Raw genomic sequence first — 18,223 nt, forward strand, 5'->3', positions numbered from 1 at the left:
GCGCTGGGCATGATATCGACCTCGCCCTGGCCTTCGGGCCGGGTCAATATCTTGCCCAGCGCCTTTTCCAGTTCGCTGCGCAGCAGCGCGAAGTCGCGCTCCACGCCTTCGGCACGGCCGATCAGCACATGGTCGGCACCAGCCACACCATGCACAGGCAGCAGTTCGCGTGCCAGGACGCGAAAACGGCGCTTCATCCGATTGCGGATGACAGCGCCGCCTATCTTCTTGGTCACCGTGATGCCGATACGCATCGCCGGATCGCCATCGCCGCGCTCACGCACCAGCAGGACGAATCCCGGCATGGGCGCGCGTCGGCCCCGATTCGCCGCCAGGAAATCCGCGCGCTTGCCCATGATGGCAGGCGCGGCCGGCGGCGTCAGGTCGCTCAGGCGCTCAGGCTCTTGCGGCCGCGGGCACGACGGGCGCGCATGATGTTGCGGCCACCGGGGGTCGCCATGCGAGCGCGAAAACCGTGACGGCGCTTCCGAACCAGATTGCTCGGCTGAAAAGTGCGCTTCATCGTTCATTCCTCAAACAAACTAGAGAATCAGGTATGACAAAAAAGGGCCGCCACACGGGGCGACCGCAAGTCAGGGGCCGTCCGATAGGGAAATGGGGCGGAGAAGTCAATGGCGCTGCGCCGCGCTTCCCCGCAAACCCCTGCTTGTCCCGCCCGAACCGCTCTCGGGCTTACTTCCCGCGGGCGCTCGTCACCGCGTCCTTGAGCGAATCATAGCCGACCGCGCCGTTCAGCACCTGGTTGCCGATGACGAAGGTCGGCGTGCCGCTCGCCTGGAGCTTCTGAGCCAGGGCGATGTTCGACTGCAGCTCGGCATCATATTTGCTCGACGCCATCGCCGCTTCGGCATCGGCCTTGGTGATTCCGGCCTGGGTGGCGGCGCCGATAATCGATTCGCGGGTCACCTTGCCAGCGCCATAGAGCGCCTTGTGATAGACCATGTAGCGATTGCGCTCGGCCGCCAGCAGCGACACCTTGGCCGCGTCGGAGCTTTCCTCCGACAGGATCGGCAGTTCGCGATAGACGATCTTCACCTTGGCATCGGCGCCGACCAGCTTGGCAAGGTCGGGCAGCGAGGCGCGGCAATAGCCGCAGGCATAGTCGAAAAACTCGACCACGGTGACATCGGCATTGGCCGCGCCTTCCCATGCGCCGGCATAGGGCGTTTCGATCGTCTGGCGATTCGCGTCGATCGTGCCTTCCATCCGCTTGGCCTGCAGCTTCTCGATCGCCTGCGGGATGATCTCGGGATGCTCCAGGATATAGTCGTGGACGATCTTTTCGATCGCGGCCTTGTCGCCGGTGGAGACGCTGCCGGGCGCCTGTACGGCAAGGGCGGTGCCGGCGGCGCCAGCGATCAAGGCGAGGGCGCCCAGGGTCATCTGCATTTTCCTGTTGGATAGGGCCGCACGAAAGCTGGGCCGGGTCTGATCTGTCATCTTCTCTTCCGCTTCTGCTCGACGGCAGCCCGCGAGACCATCGCGATATCCTGCGCCCGCAGATAGTCAACCGTTCCGGGCTTCAAACCCTGCATCGCCGCGTCCGCACTGCGCAGCGCCATACTGTCCTGCCCGATCATCGAAAAGCGCTCGGCACTGGCCAGCGCGGCGCGCGGCGTGTCGCCGCGATGCTCGTAGACGACGCCCAGTTGATACCAGGCGAAGGGATTTTCGCGGTCTCGCGCGATCGCATTGCGCAGCACGGTCTCTGCCTCGGCATAATTTTTCTCATCCTCGGTCGCGATCAGGGCATGGCCCAGCAATACCGCGATCAGCGGCTGCTGCGTTTTGGCGACGGCCTCGCGCAGCGGTGGAATCGCCTCGCCAGGCCGCCCGCTCTCCAGCAGGATCTGGCCCTTCAGCTCCAGGAAATAGGGATCATGCGGCGCCGCCGTCAGCAGCGCGTCCGCCTCGCTCAGCGCCTTCTCGGGATATGCGCTCTTATGCCAGGCATAGGCGCGCGCATAATGGGCCGGGATCGACCGGTCGCTCTCGGGATATTTGAGCAGCGTCTGCTGCGGCTCCGATACGAAGCCGATCAGCTTCGCCTTGATCCGCTCGAACCGCGCTTCCAACTGGGGATTGGGTGGCGTGTCCCAGGCCGGATCGACCGTATAGACCTCGCGCAGCACATTGATGCGCTCGCCCGACAGCGGATGGGTGCGGCCGTAACTATTTTCCTGCGGAATCGCGAGGCGATATTCCTGATTCTGCAGCTTCTTGAAGAATTCCAGGCTGCCCTTGCCGCTCAGATGCGCGGCGCTCAGATAGCGCGCGCCGGCAAGGTCGGCGGAGCTTTCCTGCGCGCGCGAGAAAGCCAGATATTTGGACATGCCGACCTGCTGGCCCAGGCCCATGATGCCCATGCCGGCCTCCGCGCCGCCTGCCGCGATCGCCGCCGCACCCAGCACCAGGCTCAGCAAGGTGATGCTGGTCGCCTCCTTGATGCCGTCGGTGCGGATGACATGGCCGCCCTCGATATGGCCCAGTTCATGCGCGACCACGCCCTGCAACTGGTTCACATTGTCGGCCTGCGCGATCAGCCCGCTATGCACCCAGACATATTGGCCGCCCGCGACGAAGGCGTTGATCTCCGGATCATTGATCACCATTACCTGGACATTGCGCGGCTGCATGCCCGCCGCCTCGACCAGATCGCCCGACATGTCCGCCATGAAGGCTTCGGTCTCGGCATCGCGCAATATGCTCTGGGCCAGCGCCGGCCGCGCCATCAGCATCAGCGACCCCAGCAGGAGCGCCGTCAGGCGCAGCCACCGCGTCATCATGCAAAGCCTTGATGGGGAAGGGGAACAGGCATTGGCCCGATTTATGCCCTTCTCGCCCTGAACATCAAGTGAAGCCACGAAAAACGCCGCCATCCGACCCCTGGGGCTGGATGACGGCGTGTTTCATTCAGGTCTGAACTTCTGCCTTATTGGCCGAAGGTGCGCTGCCACCAGCCACGGCGCGGTTCGCCATTCTCGTCGCTCTCCGCCTCTGTGGCGGGGTCGGCAGTGACGGCTTCGCTGGCCGGTGCAGCCGCAGCCGGTGCCTCGGCCGGCGCTGCAGCGGCCTCGGTCACGGCCGGCGCGGCCTCGACGGCAGCTTCCTCGGCGACCGGTTCGACCTTCTTCTTGCGGGTGCGCTTGGGCTTGGGCTTTTCGGCCGCTTCCTCGGCAACCACCTCGACGGCGGGCGCTTCGGCGGCAGCAGCGGCTTCGGCCTCGACATCCGCCTTCTTCTTGCGGGTGCGCTTGGGCTTGGGCTTTTCGGCCGCTTCCTCGACGACCGGCTCGGCGGCGGGCGCTTCGGCAACGACTTCGGCCGGGGCCTCGGTCGCTTCGACGGCAGCCGGCTCGGCCGCCGCGTCCTTCGCCTTGCGGGCACGGGGGCGACGGCGCGTCTTGGGTGCTTCCTCGGCCGGAGCTTCTTCCGGCGCTGCATCGGCAACCGGAGCTTCCTCGACAGGCGCGGCCGCTTCGGCTTCGATCACCGTCTCAGCGCCGTCCTCGCCAGCGGTCTCACCGGCTTCGGCACCCGCTTCGCCACCTTCGCGACGGCGACGACCGCCACGGCGACCGCGGCGACCACGACGGCGGCTGCCGCCTTCATCCTCGCCTTCGGCGGCCGGTTCGGCGGCAACAGCCTCGGCATCGGTCTCGACGTCAGCCGATTCCTCGCCTTCCTCACCGTCTTCGGCGCCATTGTCTTCGCCGGTCTCGCCCTGCGCATCATCGCGCTGGCCACCACGGCGACGGCGACGGCGGCGACGGCGGCGACCGCCTTCCCGTTCCTCGCCCCGGTCACCGCGCTCGCCACGCTCCTGGCGTTCGGGGGCGGCTTCCTCCTCGATCTCTTCCTCTTCCTCGTCCTCGATCACGTCGAGGTCATCCTCTTCCTCCGCGAGCGGGGCATAGGTGACGACGCGTTCGGGGCGCGGACCGCTGGGCTCGACCGACATGCGGGCGCCCTCGATCTCGCCATCGGGCAGAACGACGATGCGCACGCCATAGCGCTGTTCGATCTCGTCCAATTCGCGACGCTTGTTGTTGAGGACGTAGAAGGCGGCTTCCTGGCTGGCGCGCAGGGTGATGACGCTGCCACGACCGCGAGCGGCCTCTTCCTCCAGCATGCGCAGCGCGCCAAGGCCCGCCGACGATGCGGTGCGGACCAGGCCCGTGCCTTCGCAATGCGGGCACTGGCGGGTCGATGCTTCCAGCACGCCGGTGCGCAGGCGCTGGCGGCTCATTTCCATCAGGCCAAAGCCCGAAATGCGGCCGACCTGGATGCGGGCGCGATCGTCCTTCAGCGCCTCCTTCATCGCCTTCTCGACCTTGCGGATGTTGGAGTTCATCTCCATGTCGATGAAGTCGATGACGACCAGGCCTGCCATGTCGCGCAGGCGCAGCTGGCGGGCGATTTCGCGCGCGGCTTCCAGATTGGTGGCGACGGCGGTCTGCTCGATGCCATGCTCGCGGGTCGACCGGCCCGAATTGATGTCGATCGACACCAGAGCTTCGGTCGGGTTGATGACCAGATAGCCGCCGGACTTGAGCTGCACGACGGGGTTGTACATCGCCGCCAGCTGGTCCTCGACGCTGGCGCGCTGGAACAGCGATACCGCGTCCGCATATTGCTTCACGCGCCGGGCATGGCTCGGCATCAGCAGCTTCATGAAGTCCTTGGCGGCCTTGTAGCCATGCTCGCCCTCGACGATCACTTCCTCGATATCCTTGTTGTAGATATCGCGGATCGCCCGCTTGATGAGGTCGCTGTCGTTATGGATCAGCTCGGGCGCGGCGGCGCGCAGCGTCTTCTCGCGAATCTCGTCCCACAGCCGGGCGAGATAGTCGAAGTCGCGCTTGATCTCGGGCTTGGTGCGCTGCAGGCCGGCGGTGCGGACGATGCAACCCATCGACGAAGGCAGCGCCATTTCGGCGATGATCGACTTCAGCCGCTTGCGGTCGGCCGCATTGCTGATCTTGCGCGAAATGCCGCCACCATGGCTGGTGTTGGGCATCAGCACGCAATAGCGACCGGCCAGCGACAAATAGGTGGTCAGCGCCGCGCCCTTGTTGCCGCGCTCTTCCTTGACGACCTGCACCAGCAGCACCTGGCGGCGCTTGATGACGTCCTGGATCTTGTAGCGGCGGCGCAGCGCCATGCGCTTGCGGCGCAGCTCGTCGGCCGCGTCGTCGCCCTTTTCGCGCTTGCGCCGGTTCGGGCGGCCGCCTTCGTTGCTTTCGCCTTCGCTGGCTTCGGCTTCGTGGGCGCCTTCCTCATCGTCATGATGGGTCGCTTCCACGACCTCGACGCCATCGTCGCCGGCGGCGTCCTCATCCTCGTCATAATCGGCGCGCAGCGCGGCCTCTTCCTCGGCATGCGCGCGTTCCTCGCGCAGCAACGCCTCGCGGTCTTCGCGCGGAATCTGGTAATAGTCGGGATGGATTTCGCTGAAAGCGAGGAAGCCGTGGCGATTGCCACCATAATCGACGAAGGCCGCCTGGAGCGAAGGCTCTACGCGGGTGACCTTGGCGAGATAGATATTGCCCTTGAGCTGCTTGTGCTCAGCGGATTCGAAGTCAAATTCCTCGATCCGGTTTCCCTTGACGACCGCGACCCGGGTTTCTTCCCGGTGGCGCGCATCGATCAGCATACGCATTGTCATTTATGTGTCTCCGGCGATGGCGGCCGCAGGCACTGGGCCGGGCCGCCACGCGATAGTGATGGGACGGCCGTGCGCGCGCCGGGTTCGGCGCGCGAGGCGGCATCGTCCAGGTTTGAAGGAAGAATTGCGTGTCTGCTGCGTCGGCAGGGCCGGACAGTGCGCCGGGCCGGACCATCCACGCCACAGCACCCGGTATCGGGGCCAGCGTGGAAGGAAAGTCATGCCTCATGCAGCGTCAACCTGTTGCGCATCGGCTCGAGCGACAGGCGCGCGCCGATGCAAATAATCAAGATCCGCAAAGGACCTTATTGATATGGTCGGTCCTCCCGGAATGTGAAGGGGTAGCAGTCATGGACGCGGGGAGCAACGGTCCCTGAAAAGATTATGTCTTTATGATGACCTTGATCGGCCGGTCGGCGATTCATGCTGAAACCGATATTAACCGTTTCATTTTACCCCGTCACAACAGCCGATGCTTAATCCGAAATTCAGCGTGGGGACGCTGGACGGATAGACGTCATGAAAATGGGCTGGACGGCCGATGGGCGCGCGTTGCACAAGCGGCGCATGCTCAACATAATTGCGCTGGCAACGACGATGCTGGCCGCGACCCCCGGCGATGCCGGCGGCATCGCGGCCGTGGATGTGCAGGGCGACCGCGTCACCGTTCGGTTCGACGATCGGGTGGAGGGCGCGTCCGCCTTCCTGCTCGACGGGCCGCGCCGCATCGCGCTGGATGTCGCCGGTGCGCAGGCCGGTGCCAGCCGCTATGCCGGTTCCAATGCAGCGGTCAGTGGCATTCGCCAGGGCCAGCTCAGCGACACCATGGCGCGCATCGTGCTCGACCTGACGACGCCGGCGACGCTGGGCGATCCGCAGATCGCGGCTGACGGCAAGTCGCTCAGCTTCTCGCTCCAGAATGTGACCGATGGCCGGTTCCGCACGGCCGTGGGGCAGGGGCGGCTGCGCTTCGACGCGCCCGCCAATATGAGCGCCCGGCCGCAAAAGCGCATTCATTCGATTACCGTGCCGATCCCGCCGGTCGCACGCGGCGTCGATCTGCCCGCGATCGAGGGCGTGCGCGACGGATCGCGCCCGCTGGTGGTGATTGATGCCGGCCATGGCGGTCATGATCCGGGCGCCATCAACAAGGATAATGGCAAGCGCGAAAAGGATGTGACGCTGGCGATCGCGCAGGCGATCCGGGACCAGCTGGTCAAGTCCGGCCGGGTGCGCGTGGCCCTGACCCGCGACGATGACCGCTTCCTTGTGCTGCAGGAACGCTATGGCATCGCCCGCAAGCTGGGCGCCGATCTCTTCATCTCGGTCCATGCCGATTCGGCGGAAAATGCCGATGCCCATGGCGCCACCGTCTACACCCTCTCCGAAACCGCGTCGGACCGGGAGGCGGCCCGGCTCGCCGCGCGCGAGAACAAGGCCGACGTGCTCAACGGCGTCAACCTCGGCAACCAGTCGGGCGACGTCTCCTCGATCCTCATCGATCTGACGCAGCGGGAATCGATGAACATCTCGGCCAATTTCGCGCGGCTGCTGCAGCGTGAGGCGGCACCCTATGTGCCGTTCCGCAGCGCCTATCACCGCTTCGCCTCGCTGATGGTGCTGAAGGCCCCTGACACGCCCTCGGTCCTGTTCGAGACCGGCTATATCAGCAATGCGGATGATGCCCTTTTCCTCTCCTCGCATGAGGGGCAGCAGGCGATCGCGCGCGGCGTCGCCCGCGCCATCGACGTCCATTTCGCGCGCAAGCTCGCCATGGGCAGCGGCCGGTCGGGCGGCTGACGCGCCTATCCGCGCATCGGTGCTGGTATTGAAGGACTTTTGACCGGGAGTCAGGATGTAGAGCCTGATTCACGCCATCGATGGAAACGCAAAGCGCTTCCATCTCAGGCGATCAGGCTCTAGAGCCTCTTCCACCATGGAAGAGGCCCGTTCCAATCCGCCCGCATCGTCCTTCGCCTATCGCCTGCGCCGTGGCGCCGGGGGCATTGCCGACCGGTTGAAGCCCTTGTGGCAGCGCCGCTTGTTCCGCTGGGCCGCGATCCTGCTCGGCGGCTTCCTGCTCGCCATCTTCCTGTTCTGGCTGATCTTCGCGCGCGGTCTGCCCGACGCGGCGACGCTGCTGGAATATGAGCCGCCGCTGCCGACCATGGTGCGCGACATCAATGGCCAGCCGGTCCACAGCTATGCGCGCGAGCGCCGGGTCCAGCTGCAATATAGCGATTATCCTCAGCAGCTGATCCACGCCTATCTGGCGGCGGAGGACAAGACCTTCTTCGAACATCATGGCGTCGATATTCCCGGTTTTGCCGGCGCGGTGTTCGACTATGCCAGCAAGCTCGGCTCGGGCCAGCGCGCCCGTGGCGGCTCCACCATCACCCAGCAGGTGGCGAAGAATCTTCTGATCGGCGATGAATATTCGCCCACCCGCAAGGTGAAGGAGATGATCCTCGCTTGGCGCATGGAAAATGTCCTGACCAAGCAGCAGATCCTCGAACTCTATCTCAACCAGATTTTCCTCGGCCGGAACGCCTATGGCGTGCAGGCGGCGGCGCGCGCCTATTTCGACAAGGACGTCGCCGATCTCCAGCTGCATGAAATGGCCTATCTGGCGATCCTGCCCAAGGGGCCGGCCAATTATCGCCCGGAAAGCACTACCGGCCATGCCCGCGCGATCGATCGTCGCAACTGGGCGCTGGGCGAGATGGAGAAAAATGGCTGGATCAGCGCGGCCCAGCGCGACGCCGCCATCGCCCTGCCGCTCGGCACCGTTGCCGCCCATGGCTCCAGCTTCGACGCCAATGCCGGCGGCTATTATATGGAGGAGGTGCGTCGTCGCCTGATCCAGCAGTTCGGCGAAAAGGCGGAGGATGGCCCCAACAGCGTCTATGCCGGCGGCCTGTGGGTGCGCAGCCCCTATGATCCGGTGGCGCAGGACCATACCCAGACCGCGCTGCGTAACGGCCTGTTGCGCTTTGGCGCCGGCCGCGGCTGGTCCGGCCCGGTCGGTCATATCGACCCCGACAAGGGCTGGGAACGCGAACTGGCCGCCAGCTTCATCAGCGTCGATTATGCCGGCTGGCGCGTCGCCGCCGTCATCAGCCGCGACAGCAGTGGCGCGCAGATCGGCTTTGCCGACGGCACCACCGGCACCCTGCCCGCCAGCCTGGCGCAGCTGCCCTATCGCCGTACCGGCGGCCCTGCCATCTCGGCGATGAAGCCGGGCGACCTGATCATCGTCGCCCGCGACGGCGCCAGCTGGGCGCTGCGCAATATTCCCGAAGTGTCGGGCGGCATGGTGGTGGAGGAAGTGCATTCGGGCCGCATCCGCGCGATGCAGGGCGGCTTCGACTATCGCCTTTCTTCCTACAACCGCGCGACCCAGGCCCAGCGCCAGCCCGGCTCGACGATCAAGCCCTTCGTCTATGCCGCCGCGCTCGACAATGGCATGACGCCGGCCTCGATCATCGTCGATGGCCCCTTGTGCGTCTATCAGGGCGCCGGCCTTGGCCAGAAATGCTTCCGCAACTTCTCGGGCGGCAGTGCCGGGCCGCAGACGATGCGCTGGGGCGTCGAACAATCGCGCAACCTGATGACCGTGCGCGCCGCCAGCCAGACCGGCATGGACCGGGTCGTGCGCACCATCAAGAATATGGGCATCGGCGACTATCAGCCCTATCTCTCCTTCGCGCTGGGCGCGGGCGAGACGACGGTGGAGCGCATGGTCAACGCCTATGCCACGCTCGCCAATCAGGGGCGCCAATTCGCGCCCAAGCTGATGGACTATGTCCAGGATCGGCGCGGCAAGGTGATCTGGCCCGAACGCTGGCATCCCTGTGACAATTGCAACATGGCCAATTGGGACGGCAAGCCGATGCCGCGCTTCGGGTTCGAGGGGCGTCAGGTGATGAACCCGATGACCGCCTATCAGGTCGTCCACATTACCGAGGGCGTGATCCAGCGCGGCACCGCGACCGTGCTGGCGGACCTCAAGCGCCCGCTGTTCGGCAAGACCGGCACCACCAATGGCCCGACCAATGTCTGGTTCGTCGGCGGCTCGCCCGACCTCGTCGCCGGCGTCTATATCGGTTACGACCAGCCGCGGAGTCTTGGCGGCTGGGCACAGGGCGGCCGCATCGCCGCGCCGATCTGGAAGGAGGCGATGGCTCCGATCCTGGAGACCATGCCCAAGACGCCGTTCATCGCCCCGGCGGGCATCCGCATGGTCGCGATCGACCGTCGCTCGGGCAAGCGCGTCTATGGCGCCTGGCCGACCGACGAGCCCAAGCCGGCGGTCATCTGGGAAGCGTTCAAGCCCGAATCCGAACCGCGCCGCACCATCCGCAAGGAGGAAGCAGAGGCCCAGGCCAAGGTCGCGGCCAAGGCGGATGCCGTCCGCACTCGCCAGCGCAACGACGCCGACTTCCTGCAGGACCAGGGCGGTATCTATTGAGGGACGGGCGCGTCGGCGCCCGCCCTCTTATCCTCAGCAGTGGCGCGGATTGGCGTCGCGGATCGACAGGCTGGTGGCGCCGCGCCGGCCCTCCAGCGCCTGCGCCAGCAATATCTGGGTTGATCGCACAGCATAGCAGAAGGCGCAGGCGATCGCGTCGCTGCAGGCATAGGGAACGGGGCCACTCCAGCGCGCCTGCAACAGGTCGATCAGCAGATTCTCGTCTTCGCTCAGCCGCGGTCCCCGGCCGGTGCGCAAGCCATGGCCGGTCACCTGCTCGCCCAGCCGCAACAGGCTGTCGAGCGCCGGGGATAGTTGTTCGCAGCCATAGCGCCGCAGCCGCAGGTGCAACTGGGCCATCGCCGGCCGGTGTCGGCGTCGCGCCGCTGCCCAGCAACGCACGGCGTCGAGCAGGATATAGAGGGTGGCCGGGCTGTGCGTCGCCGGCATGGGGGTGGTCGGGTTCATGGGATCGCCTTTCATCGAAAAGGTTTTCCCCCTTGATGCGCCGCCCTCGCGTGGGGCGGTCTGCGCCATCGGGCTAAGATGCCATTATGTCCGGCAGATTTCGGACCGTTGCCGCGCCCGCCCTCCGGCGGATTGATCTTCCCAAAAAGCCCGGCCTGGGATAGGGGCAGGCGTTTGATGCGTTCGGGTAGCTGACGCTGGACGCCACGAGATTCTGGAGACCTCCCATGCGCGCCGAAGCGCAGCAATATATCGACCGTATCGACGCCGCGCTGGACCTGCTGCGCCGCTTCCTCGACTGGGACCGTGCGCTGCGCCGGCTGGACGAGCTGAATGCCCGCGTCGAGGATCCGACCCTGTGGGACAATGCCAAGCTGGCGCAGGAGGTGATGCGCGAGCGCACCCGTCTTGACAGCGCAATCGGCGCCACCCGCGCGATCGAGGCGGAAAAGACCGACAATGCCGAACTCATCGAAATGGCCGAGGCCGAAGGCGATGAGGATATGGTCTCCGAAGCCATCGCCGCGCTGAAGGCGCTGGCCGAGCGCGCCGACGAGGACAAGATCAAGGCGCTGCTGGCGGGCGAGGCCGATGCCAGCGACACCTATCTGGAAATCCACGCCGGCGCCGGCGGCACCGAAAGCCAAGACTGGGCCGAAATTCTCAGCCGCATGTATCGCCGCTGGGCCGAACGGCGCGGCTATAAGGTGGAACTGGTCGACTATCAGGCGGGCGAAACCGCCGGCATCAAGTCGGCCACCTTCCTCATCAAGGGCGAGAATGCCTATGGCTATGCCAAGACCGAAAGCGGCGTCCACCGCCTCGTCCGCATCAGCCCCTATGACAGCGCGGCGCGCCGCCACACCAGCTTCTCGTCGGTCTGGGTCTATCCGGTGATCGACGACAATATCGATATCGAGGTCAAGGAATCCGACCTCAAGATCGATACCTATCGCGCCTCGGGTGCGGGCGGCCAGCACGTCAACACCACCGACTCCGCGGTCCGCATTACCCACGTGCCCTCGGGCATCATCGTGGCGTCGCAGAATGACCGTTCGCAGCACAAGAACCGCGCCACCGCGATGAACATGCTGAAGGCGCGCCTCTATGAAGCGGAACTGCGCAAGCGCGAGGAAGCGGCATCGACCGACTATGCCGCCAAGACCGAGATTGGCTGGGGCCACCAGATCCGCTCCTATGTACTCCAGCCCTATCAGCTGGTGAAGGATCTGCGCACTGGCGTCACCTCGACCGCCCCGGACGATGTGCTCGATGGCGCGCTCGATCCGTTCATGGCCGCTGCCCTGTCGCAGAAGGTCACGGGCGAGAAGGTCGATGTGGAGGATGTCGACTGATGATCCGCATGGTGCTGGCGGGGCCGTTGCTCCTGCTGGCAGCCTGCGGGCCGCTGGCAGGCGGCAATCAATCGGAACGCGCGGCCGGTGCCGCGTCCTTCCCCCGCGCCGACCGGCCGGTGGCGCCGATCGTGTCGACCCGCTGGTCGAGCGAAGAAGCGCGCGACCGGGTCAATGAGGCGGAGGATATCATGGACCGGGCCGGTATCCGGCCGGGCATGACCATTGCCGATATCGGCGCGGGCGAGGGCTATTACACCGTGCGCCTGGCCAAGCGCGTCGGCGCCAGGGGCCGGGTGCTGGCCGAGGATATATTGCCCGAGGTGATCGATGCGCTCAGCCGTCGCATCACCCGCGAAAACTGGACCAATGTAAGCGTGAAGCTGGGCGCGCCGGAAGATCCCAAGCTGCCTGAAAACAGCTTCGACCGCATCTTCATGGTCCATATGTATCATGAGATCGCCGAACCCTATGCGTTCCTCTGGCACCTCAGCCCCGCGCTGAAGGCCGATGGCGAACTGATCGTGGTTGATGCGGATCGGCCGACCGACCAGCATGCCACGCCCCGGCGCCTGCTCACCTGCGAACTGGCGGCGATGGGCTTCCGGCTGGAGGAGATGATCGCCAAGCCAACCGCCGGTGGCTATATGGCCCGTTTCCGTCGCAGCACCGCCCGCCCCGATCCGTCCAGCATCGTCCCCTGCGCGCTGCGCGGATAGGGGCCTGCCCAGTCCGGTTCGCGACGCGACAGTTTCATATCCGCCGAAGTTCACACCCTTATCGGGGTGATTCACCCTATTTGCGCCTGCCGCGCGCCGGTGGCGCGCCTGTAACGCGACAGTCGAGCAGAACGCGACGCGTCGCTGATGCGCGCCCGAAGCGACAGTGACGCGACAAGGGCGCGCCAGTCAGGCGTCGGCCAGCCATTGGCGGGATGTCGCGCATGGATTGGCGGGCACTTTCGTCCATGGACAAGGGTGGAGCAGAGAATGACCGAATAGGAAAGGGCGGCTGACGACCATTTTCCCCCGTTCCTTCTCCCTTGGAGGGAGAAGGATACGAAGCCTTGCCGCATAGCGGCTAGGCGAAGTTGGATGAGGGGGGCTATGTTGCTCCATTCATGCGAGGCGGCATCCCCCTCACCCAGCTACGACTAGGCAGCAAGCTGCCAAGTCTGCGCAGCCCTCTCCCTCAAGGGAGAGGGGTAGAATGTCCCCTTACCACCCATATCGCGCGGATCTAGTCCCGCGTGCCGGGCTGCCAATCCCTGGCCGCGCGCACGCCGGCCCGGCCGCGTCGCGCCAGTTCGCGTTTCAGGTCCGTGGGATGGGGCGCGATCAGGAAGCCGAAGCTGACGGTCCCTTCCTTGGTTTCGACCGCATGGTGCAGCCGATGCGCCTGGACGATCCGCTTCATGTAGCGCGAGCGGGCGACATAGCGGTGGCGCACCCGCTGGTGGACGATGATGTCGTGGAAGCCCAGGTAGATGGCGCCATAGGCGGCGACGCCGGCGCCCACGGCCGTCGCCCAGTTGCCCCAGCCCCATTGCACCCCGCCCAGCAACAGCAGGATGGAGGGCATGGCGAAGATCACGAAATAGAGGTCGTTGGCCTCGAAGAAGCCGGTGCGGGGGCGGTGGTGGCTGGCATGGAGGAACCAGCCCAGCCCATGCATCACCCAGCGGTGCATCACATAGGCAAAGCCCTCCATCAGCGCGATCGTGACGACGAAGAGCAGCAGGAGGGCGATCGGAGGCATCGGCGCCTTATAGGCAGCGGCGCGGGCCAAGGCGACCCGTAAAGACCGCATATAGGAAAGGGCCGCGATCCCCCCTGGAGAGCGCGGCCCTGTTCATCCCCGAAGGGAAAGCGGATCAGAAGGAAGCGGTGAGCGAACCGACCACGCCGGCCTTGCTGATATTGTGGCCTGCCGACGAATAAAGCGACTTGTCGGTGTCGACATAGGATACGCCGAAGGTCAGGTGGCCCCAGGTGTAGGTCGCGCCGATATTCCAGTCGGTATATTCCTTGCCGATGGTCAGGTAGCTCGGGCCGAAGCTGTGGCCCAGATGCGCCGACACGCCCAGCGGGGTGTTGGGGATCGAGGCCGAGACGTCGCCGGCGAGGTAGAGATTGTCTTCCTTGCCATTGCCGACGGTCAGCGCCTTCGCCTTGGGGGCGTAGTTAGCGGTCAGCTTGGCGGTGGCGGGGCCGAACGTGCCCTTGATCGAGGCATAGGGCTCGACGAAGTCGGTGTTCGCACCGGCATTGCCCGGATAGTAATAATAGAGGACGCCGACGTCGATCGTCGCGCCGCCGACCGTGGTCGAATAGCCGCCGATCAGGTCGAGTTCCTGGTCCGAGCCGTTGGCGACATATTCGTCGATCGAACTGCCCCAGGTCGAGACATAGAAGCCCGATTCATGGGTGACGGTGATGCCGCCCTGCAGCGCGAACTTCTTGTTGGTCTGCGAGATGCCACGGAAGCGATAGTCGCTGACGACGGCGGCATTGCCGGTGACGGTCACCGCGGGAGCGGGCTCATCCTGGGCCATGGCGGGTGCCGACAGCGCAACAAGAGCGAAGGCCGAGAGGCCGAGAATGGACTTACGCATGATAATCCCCTTGATGGTTCTGCGATCGTCCCGCCTGCGTCCAGGCGCCTGCCTCTATGCTTCCCCAGGGGAAGTGGGCCAGCTTGCCTCAACAAGTTTGGCCATGCCTGCGCGCGCTGCGGCGCACAAGATATTATTGCTGTTTCATGTCTTTTATGTCTTTTATTGTTGCTACGACGCAACAAGGCGCGCGGCCGCGTTCGCCGGATGTCCGGCGTATCTGCATGATAAAGCGTGATTTATCGGGTATTCGCGCGCGGTTGCGGTCGCTCAGGACGGGGAATGATCCGAAATGTCGGGCTTATTCATTGCTGGATCATGTCTGTCCTGCGGCTGCCGCAATTCGATGATCTGGCGCGGATAGGGGACGATGATGCCCTGTGCCTTGAACTTGTCCAGCACCCGCATCAGCACGTCGGATGTCACCCCGCCCACGCCATTTTCCGGATCGTTGATCCAGACGCGGATCTCATGCTCCAGCCGATATTGGCCGAGCGCGGTCAGCCATACCTTGGGCTCGGGATGCTTGAGCGCGCGCGGGCTTTCCTCGGCCGCTTCCAGCATCAGTTGCTGGGCCAGCGCGATGTCGCTGTCATTGCTGATCCCCACCGGGATGCGGACGCGGATATTGCGGTCGGAATAGGACCAGTTCTCCACCTCCTGCGTCATCAGATTTTCGTTGGGGATGAGATGCTTCTTGCCGTCGCGAGTGATGATCGACACGGCGCGCACGCCGATCTTGCTGACCCAGCCGAAACTGTCGCCGACCGCGATCACGTCACCCGGCTTGATCGACCGGTCCATCAGCAGGATGATGCCGGCGATCAGATTGCCCACCGTCTTCTGCAGGCCGAAGCCGACCGCCAGGCCCAGCGCCCCGGAAAAGACGGTGAAGGCGGTGAGGTCGATGCCCAATATGTCGATGCCGATGAAGAAGGCGGCGATGATGACGGCGATGCCGGCCAGCTTCTGGCCCAGCAACTTCTGGGTCGGGTCGAGATCGGGCGCCTTCTGGATGCTGCGCCGGATCAGCCGGTTGGCAAGGCGTATGCCGGCAAGCAGCGCGACCAATGTCGCCGCAACCGACAATAGGTCGAGCAGGCTGATGCGCCGCTTGCCCAGCGTCAGCGCGACATCATCGAGCATCGACCCGACCGGCGCGATGCCGCCGCTGCTGCCCGATATCACCATGACGAACAGCAGCAGGGCGAGCGGGGTAATCGCCCAGCGCGGGAAGCTGAGCGCCTGCAGCAGATGCAGCGCGAACAGGGCGACGGCGAGGGCGAGCGCGGCGCCCAGGATCAGATGGGCGATGCTGTCCGCCGGCCACAGCGCCAGTGCCGTCGCGAACAGCGGCGCGCTGATCGCATGGCGCAGCATCGGGCGGACATGGGTGGATGCCAGTTCGCTGAGGGCAGGCAGGCGCTCGCGGATGCGCGGGGCCAGCAGCCGCGCCAGGCCATAGGCCATGGCATGGAGCAGCAGCGCGATGCCGACCGCGATCAGCGGCTGGGTGATGTCCGCATTGCCCGGCAGCCGGGCCAGCCATGCGGACAGCTGCGTCATCCGCGTGCCGCCCGGAAGCGGGCGAGACCGGCGTCAAGGTCGGCGATCAGGTCGGCGGGATCCTCCAGCCCGATCTGCAGCCGGATGACCGGGCCTTCCGCCTGCCAAGTGGTGGCGGTGCGATAGCGGGCCGGATCGACCGGCAGGGCCAGGCTCTCGAACCCGCCCCAGCTATAGCCGATACCGAAATGGGCGAGCCCGTCGATCAGCGCAGCACGGGCCGCCTCGTCGCCGCCCTGCAGCACGAAGCTGAACAGGCCGGTCGAGCCGCTGAAATCGCGCGCCCACAATTCATGGCCGGGGCAGTCGGGTAGCGCCGGGTGCAGCACGCGGGCGACATCGGGCTGCTCGGCCAGCCACTGCGCGATCGTGAGTGCGCTCGCCTGATGCTGGGCCAGGCGGACGCCCAAGGTCCGCAGGCCGCGGCTGGCGAGCCAGGCATCGTCGGGGCTGGTCATCTGGCCGAACAGATAGGCGGACTGGCGGACCTTCGAGAACAGCGCCGCGGCGGCGGTGATCGACCCCATCATCACGTCGCTATGGCCGACAATATATTTGGTGCAGGCGAGGATCGAAATATCGACGCCATGGGCCAGCGCCGGGAAGAAGAGCGGCGTTGCCCAGGTATTGTCGAGCAGGGTGGTGATGCCGCGATCGCGTGCGATGGCAGTGATCGCCGGCACGTCCTGCACCTCGAAGGTCAGGCTGCCGGGGCATTCCAGGAAGATGGCGCGGGTGCGATCGGTCAGCAGCTCGGCGATGCCGGCGCCGATGGTCGGATCATAATAGAGCGTCTCGACGCCGAAGGGTTTCAGCACCTGCTCGCAGAAATTGCGGGTCGGGTCATAGGCGCTGTCGACCATCAGCAACTGGTCGCCCGGCCGCAGCACCGCCATCAGCGCGCAGGCGATCGCCGCCACGCCCGAGGGGAAGAGCATCGTGCCCTCCGCGCCCGGCTCCATTTCGGTCAGCGCGTCGGCCAGGCTCCAGCTGGTCGGTGTGCCCTTGCGCCCGTAGAAGAGCCGCTCATGCGTGCTGCTGCCGGCCGCCTTCCGAAGATGGGCGACATCGTCATAGAGGATGGTCGAGGCGCGCCACACGCCCGGACTGACGATCGCGCCGGGTTGCCCCGCCATGCCGGTCCAGTCGGCGCGGCGCCCGGCCTGCGCCAGCTTGGTCAGCGGCCTTCTGCTGTCTTCGCTCATGCGGCCGGTCCGGTCGCCTTGGGCGTGGCGGGGTCGAACCCCCATTCCGACCAGCTGCCGTCATAGAGGCTGACGTCATTCTTCCCGAGTGTTTCGAGCGCTGCAAGGATGATCGCCGCAGTCACGCCGCTGCCGCAGGTGGTGATGATCGGCCGGTCGAGATCGGTGCCGGCATCGAGCAGCAGCTGGCGCAGTTCCTCGCCCTGCTTCAGGCTGTTGTCGGCGGTGAAGAAGGCGGAGGAGGGGATGTTGCGGCTGCCGGGAATATGGCCCGACGCCATGCCGGGGCGCGGTTCGGCCTCGGCGCCGGTGAAGCGCCCCGCGCCGCGCGCGTCGAGCAGTTGCGCGGTGCCGCTGTCGAGATTGGCGAGGATGTCCGCCTTGCTACGGACCTGTGTGCGGTCGAGCCGGGCGACGGCGTTGCCCGGCGCGATGGCGGGCGTGCCGCTGTCGACCTGGCGGCCTTCGGCGACCCATTTGGGCAGGCCGCCGTCCAGGATCGCAGCCGATGCGCCCAGGCCATAGACGCGCATCATCCACCAGCCGCGCGCCGCGCTGTGGGTCGGGCTATTGTCATAGACGACGATGCGGCTGTCGGCGTTGACGCCCAGCGCCTGCATGCGCTGCGTCATCAGCGCGTCGGGCGGCAACTGGCCCGGTACCGGATCGGCGGGATCGCTGAGGCTCGGCAGGTCCATATAGGCGGCGCCGGGGATATGGGCCGCGTCGAACTCGGCGCGCGGGTCGCGCGGCGTGCCGGGCAGGAACAGGCTGGCGTCGAGAATGACGAGATCGGGCTTGCCGATTTCGCCGGCCAGCCAGTCGGTGGAAACGAGAATGTCCATGCGGCCCCTT

Annotated in this window: 15 protein-coding genes; 4 read left to right on the forward strand and 11 right to left on the reverse strand. The window is 65.8% G+C overall.

Translation table 11 applies throughout. The annotated features are described in order from the left end of the window. From rnpA to BRX37_RS22180, 5 genes are all read right to left on the reverse strand, one after another. A partial coding sequence (rnpA, locus tag BRX37_RS22160) for a ribonuclease P protein component (protein ID WP_125989498.1) occupies positions 1 to 356 on the reverse strand: 356 nt, incomplete at its 3' end. 32 nt (positions 357 to 388) lie between these two features. After that, positions 389 to 523 carry a 50S ribosomal protein L34 gene (gene rpmH, locus BRX37_RS22165; protein ID WP_004210039.1) on the reverse strand — a complete coding sequence of 45 codons (135 nt, stop codon included), beginning with the start codon at positions 521 to 523 and terminating at the stop codon, positions 389 to 391. A 170-nt stretch (positions 524 to 693) separates the two neighbouring features. Beyond that, on the reverse strand, positions 694 to 1,461 hold the full coding sequence (locus tag BRX37_RS22170; protein WP_169862883.1) for a DsbA family protein: 768 nt from the start codon (positions 1,459 to 1,461) through the stop codon (positions 694 to 696). Continuing rightward, positions 1,458 to 2,804 carry a M48 family metalloprotease gene (locus tag BRX37_RS22175; RefSeq protein WP_125989539.1) on the reverse strand — a complete coding sequence of 449 codons (1,347 nt, stop codon included), beginning with the start codon at positions 2,802 to 2,804 and terminating at the stop codon, positions 1,458 to 1,460. The genes BRX37_RS22170 and BRX37_RS22175 overlap by 4 nt, the downstream gene beginning before the upstream one ends. 149 nt (positions 2,805 to 2,953) lie before the next feature. Beyond that, positions 2,954 to 5,689: a ribonuclease E/G gene (locus tag BRX37_RS22180; protein WP_318276864.1), complete on the reverse strand. Its 2,736-nt coding sequence runs from the start codon at positions 5,687 to 5,689 to the stop codon at positions 2,954 to 2,956. A gap of 519 nt (positions 5,690 to 6,208) precedes the next feature. On the opposite strand from BRX37_RS22180, the gene BRX37_RS22185 reads away from it, so the two are divergent. Together BRX37_RS22185 and BRX37_RS22190 are read left to right on the forward strand one after the other, a co-directional pair. Further along, positions 6,209 to 7,489: an N-acetylmuramoyl-L-alanine amidase gene (locus BRX37_RS22185; RefSeq protein ID WP_099234107.1), complete on the forward strand. Its 1,281-nt coding sequence runs from the start codon at positions 6,209 to 6,211 to the stop codon at positions 7,487 to 7,489. A 136-nt stretch (positions 7,490 to 7,625) separates the two neighbouring features. Next, entirely contained in the window at positions 7,626 to 10,160 is a 2,535-nt protein-coding gene (locus BRX37_RS22190) for a penicillin-binding protein 1A (RefSeq protein WP_125989500.1), read from the forward strand. A gap of 33 nt (positions 10,161 to 10,193) precedes the next feature. On the opposite strand, the gene BRX37_RS22195 is transcribed toward BRX37_RS22190, so the two are convergent. Beyond that, positions 10,194 to 10,628, reverse strand: coding sequence for a hypothetical protein (locus tag BRX37_RS22195; RefSeq protein ID WP_125989502.1), 435 nt, complete (start codon positions 10,626 to 10,628; stop codon positions 10,194 to 10,196). 227 nt (positions 10,629 to 10,855) lie between these two features. Between BRX37_RS22195 and prfB the strand changes: the two genes are divergently transcribed. Both prfB and BRX37_RS22205 read left to right on the forward strand, forming a co-directional pair. Then, entirely contained in the window at positions 10,856 to 11,983 is a 1,128-nt protein-coding gene (gene prfB, locus BRX37_RS22200; protein WP_004210053.1) for a peptide chain release factor 2, read from the forward strand. Then, positions 11,983 to 12,702, forward strand: coding sequence for a class I SAM-dependent methyltransferase (locus BRX37_RS22205; protein ID WP_125989504.1), 720 nt, complete (start codon positions 11,983 to 11,985; stop codon positions 12,700 to 12,702). The genes prfB and BRX37_RS22205 overlap by 1 nt, the downstream gene beginning before the upstream one ends. A 520-nt stretch (positions 12,703 to 13,222) precedes the next feature. On the opposite strand, the gene BRX37_RS22210 is transcribed toward BRX37_RS22205, so the two are convergent. The 5 genes from BRX37_RS22210 to sseA all read right to left on the reverse strand — a co-directional run bounded on the left by BRX37_RS22210 (position 13,223) and on the right by sseA (position 18,213). After that, positions 13,223 to 13,741 (reverse strand): sterol desaturase family protein, encoded by a 519-nt coding sequence (locus BRX37_RS22210; RefSeq protein WP_125989506.1) that lies wholly within the window; start codon positions 13,739 to 13,741, stop codon positions 13,223 to 13,225. Between the two features lie 115 nt (positions 13,742 to 13,856). Next, positions 13,857 to 14,597: a TorF family putative porin gene (locus BRX37_RS22215; protein WP_010336908.1), complete on the reverse strand. Its 741-nt coding sequence runs from the start codon at positions 14,595 to 14,597 to the stop codon at positions 13,857 to 13,859. A gap of 270 nt (positions 14,598 to 14,867) precedes the next feature. Then, positions 14,868 to 16,163, reverse strand: coding sequence for a mechanosensitive ion channel family protein (locus BRX37_RS22220; protein WP_125989508.1), 1,296 nt, complete (start codon positions 16,161 to 16,163; stop codon positions 14,868 to 14,870). Further along, the gene (gene metC / locus BRX37_RS22225; RefSeq protein WP_125989510.1) at positions 16,160 to 17,368 is read right to left on the reverse strand and encodes a cystathionine beta-lyase; all 1,209 of its coding nucleotides are present in this window, start codon (positions 17,366 to 17,368) and stop codon (positions 16,160 to 16,162) included. The genes BRX37_RS22220 and metC overlap by 4 nt, the downstream gene beginning before the upstream one ends. Next, positions 17,365 to 18,213 carry a 3-mercaptopyruvate sulfurtransferase gene (sseA, locus tag BRX37_RS22230; protein ID WP_017499054.1) on the reverse strand — a complete coding sequence of 283 codons (849 nt, stop codon included), beginning with the start codon at positions 18,211 to 18,213 and terminating at the stop codon, positions 17,365 to 17,367. Before sseA ends, metC begins: the two co-directional genes overlap by 4 nt. Between the last annotated feature and the right edge of the window lie 10 nt (positions 18,214 to 18,223).

Origin of the sequence: Sphingomonas sp. S-NIH.Pt3_0716, assembly GCF_003950715.1 — a bacterium.
Classification (GTDB): Bacteria; Pseudomonadota; Alphaproteobacteria; order Sphingomonadales; family Sphingomonadaceae; genus Sphingobium; species Sphingobium yanoikuyae_A.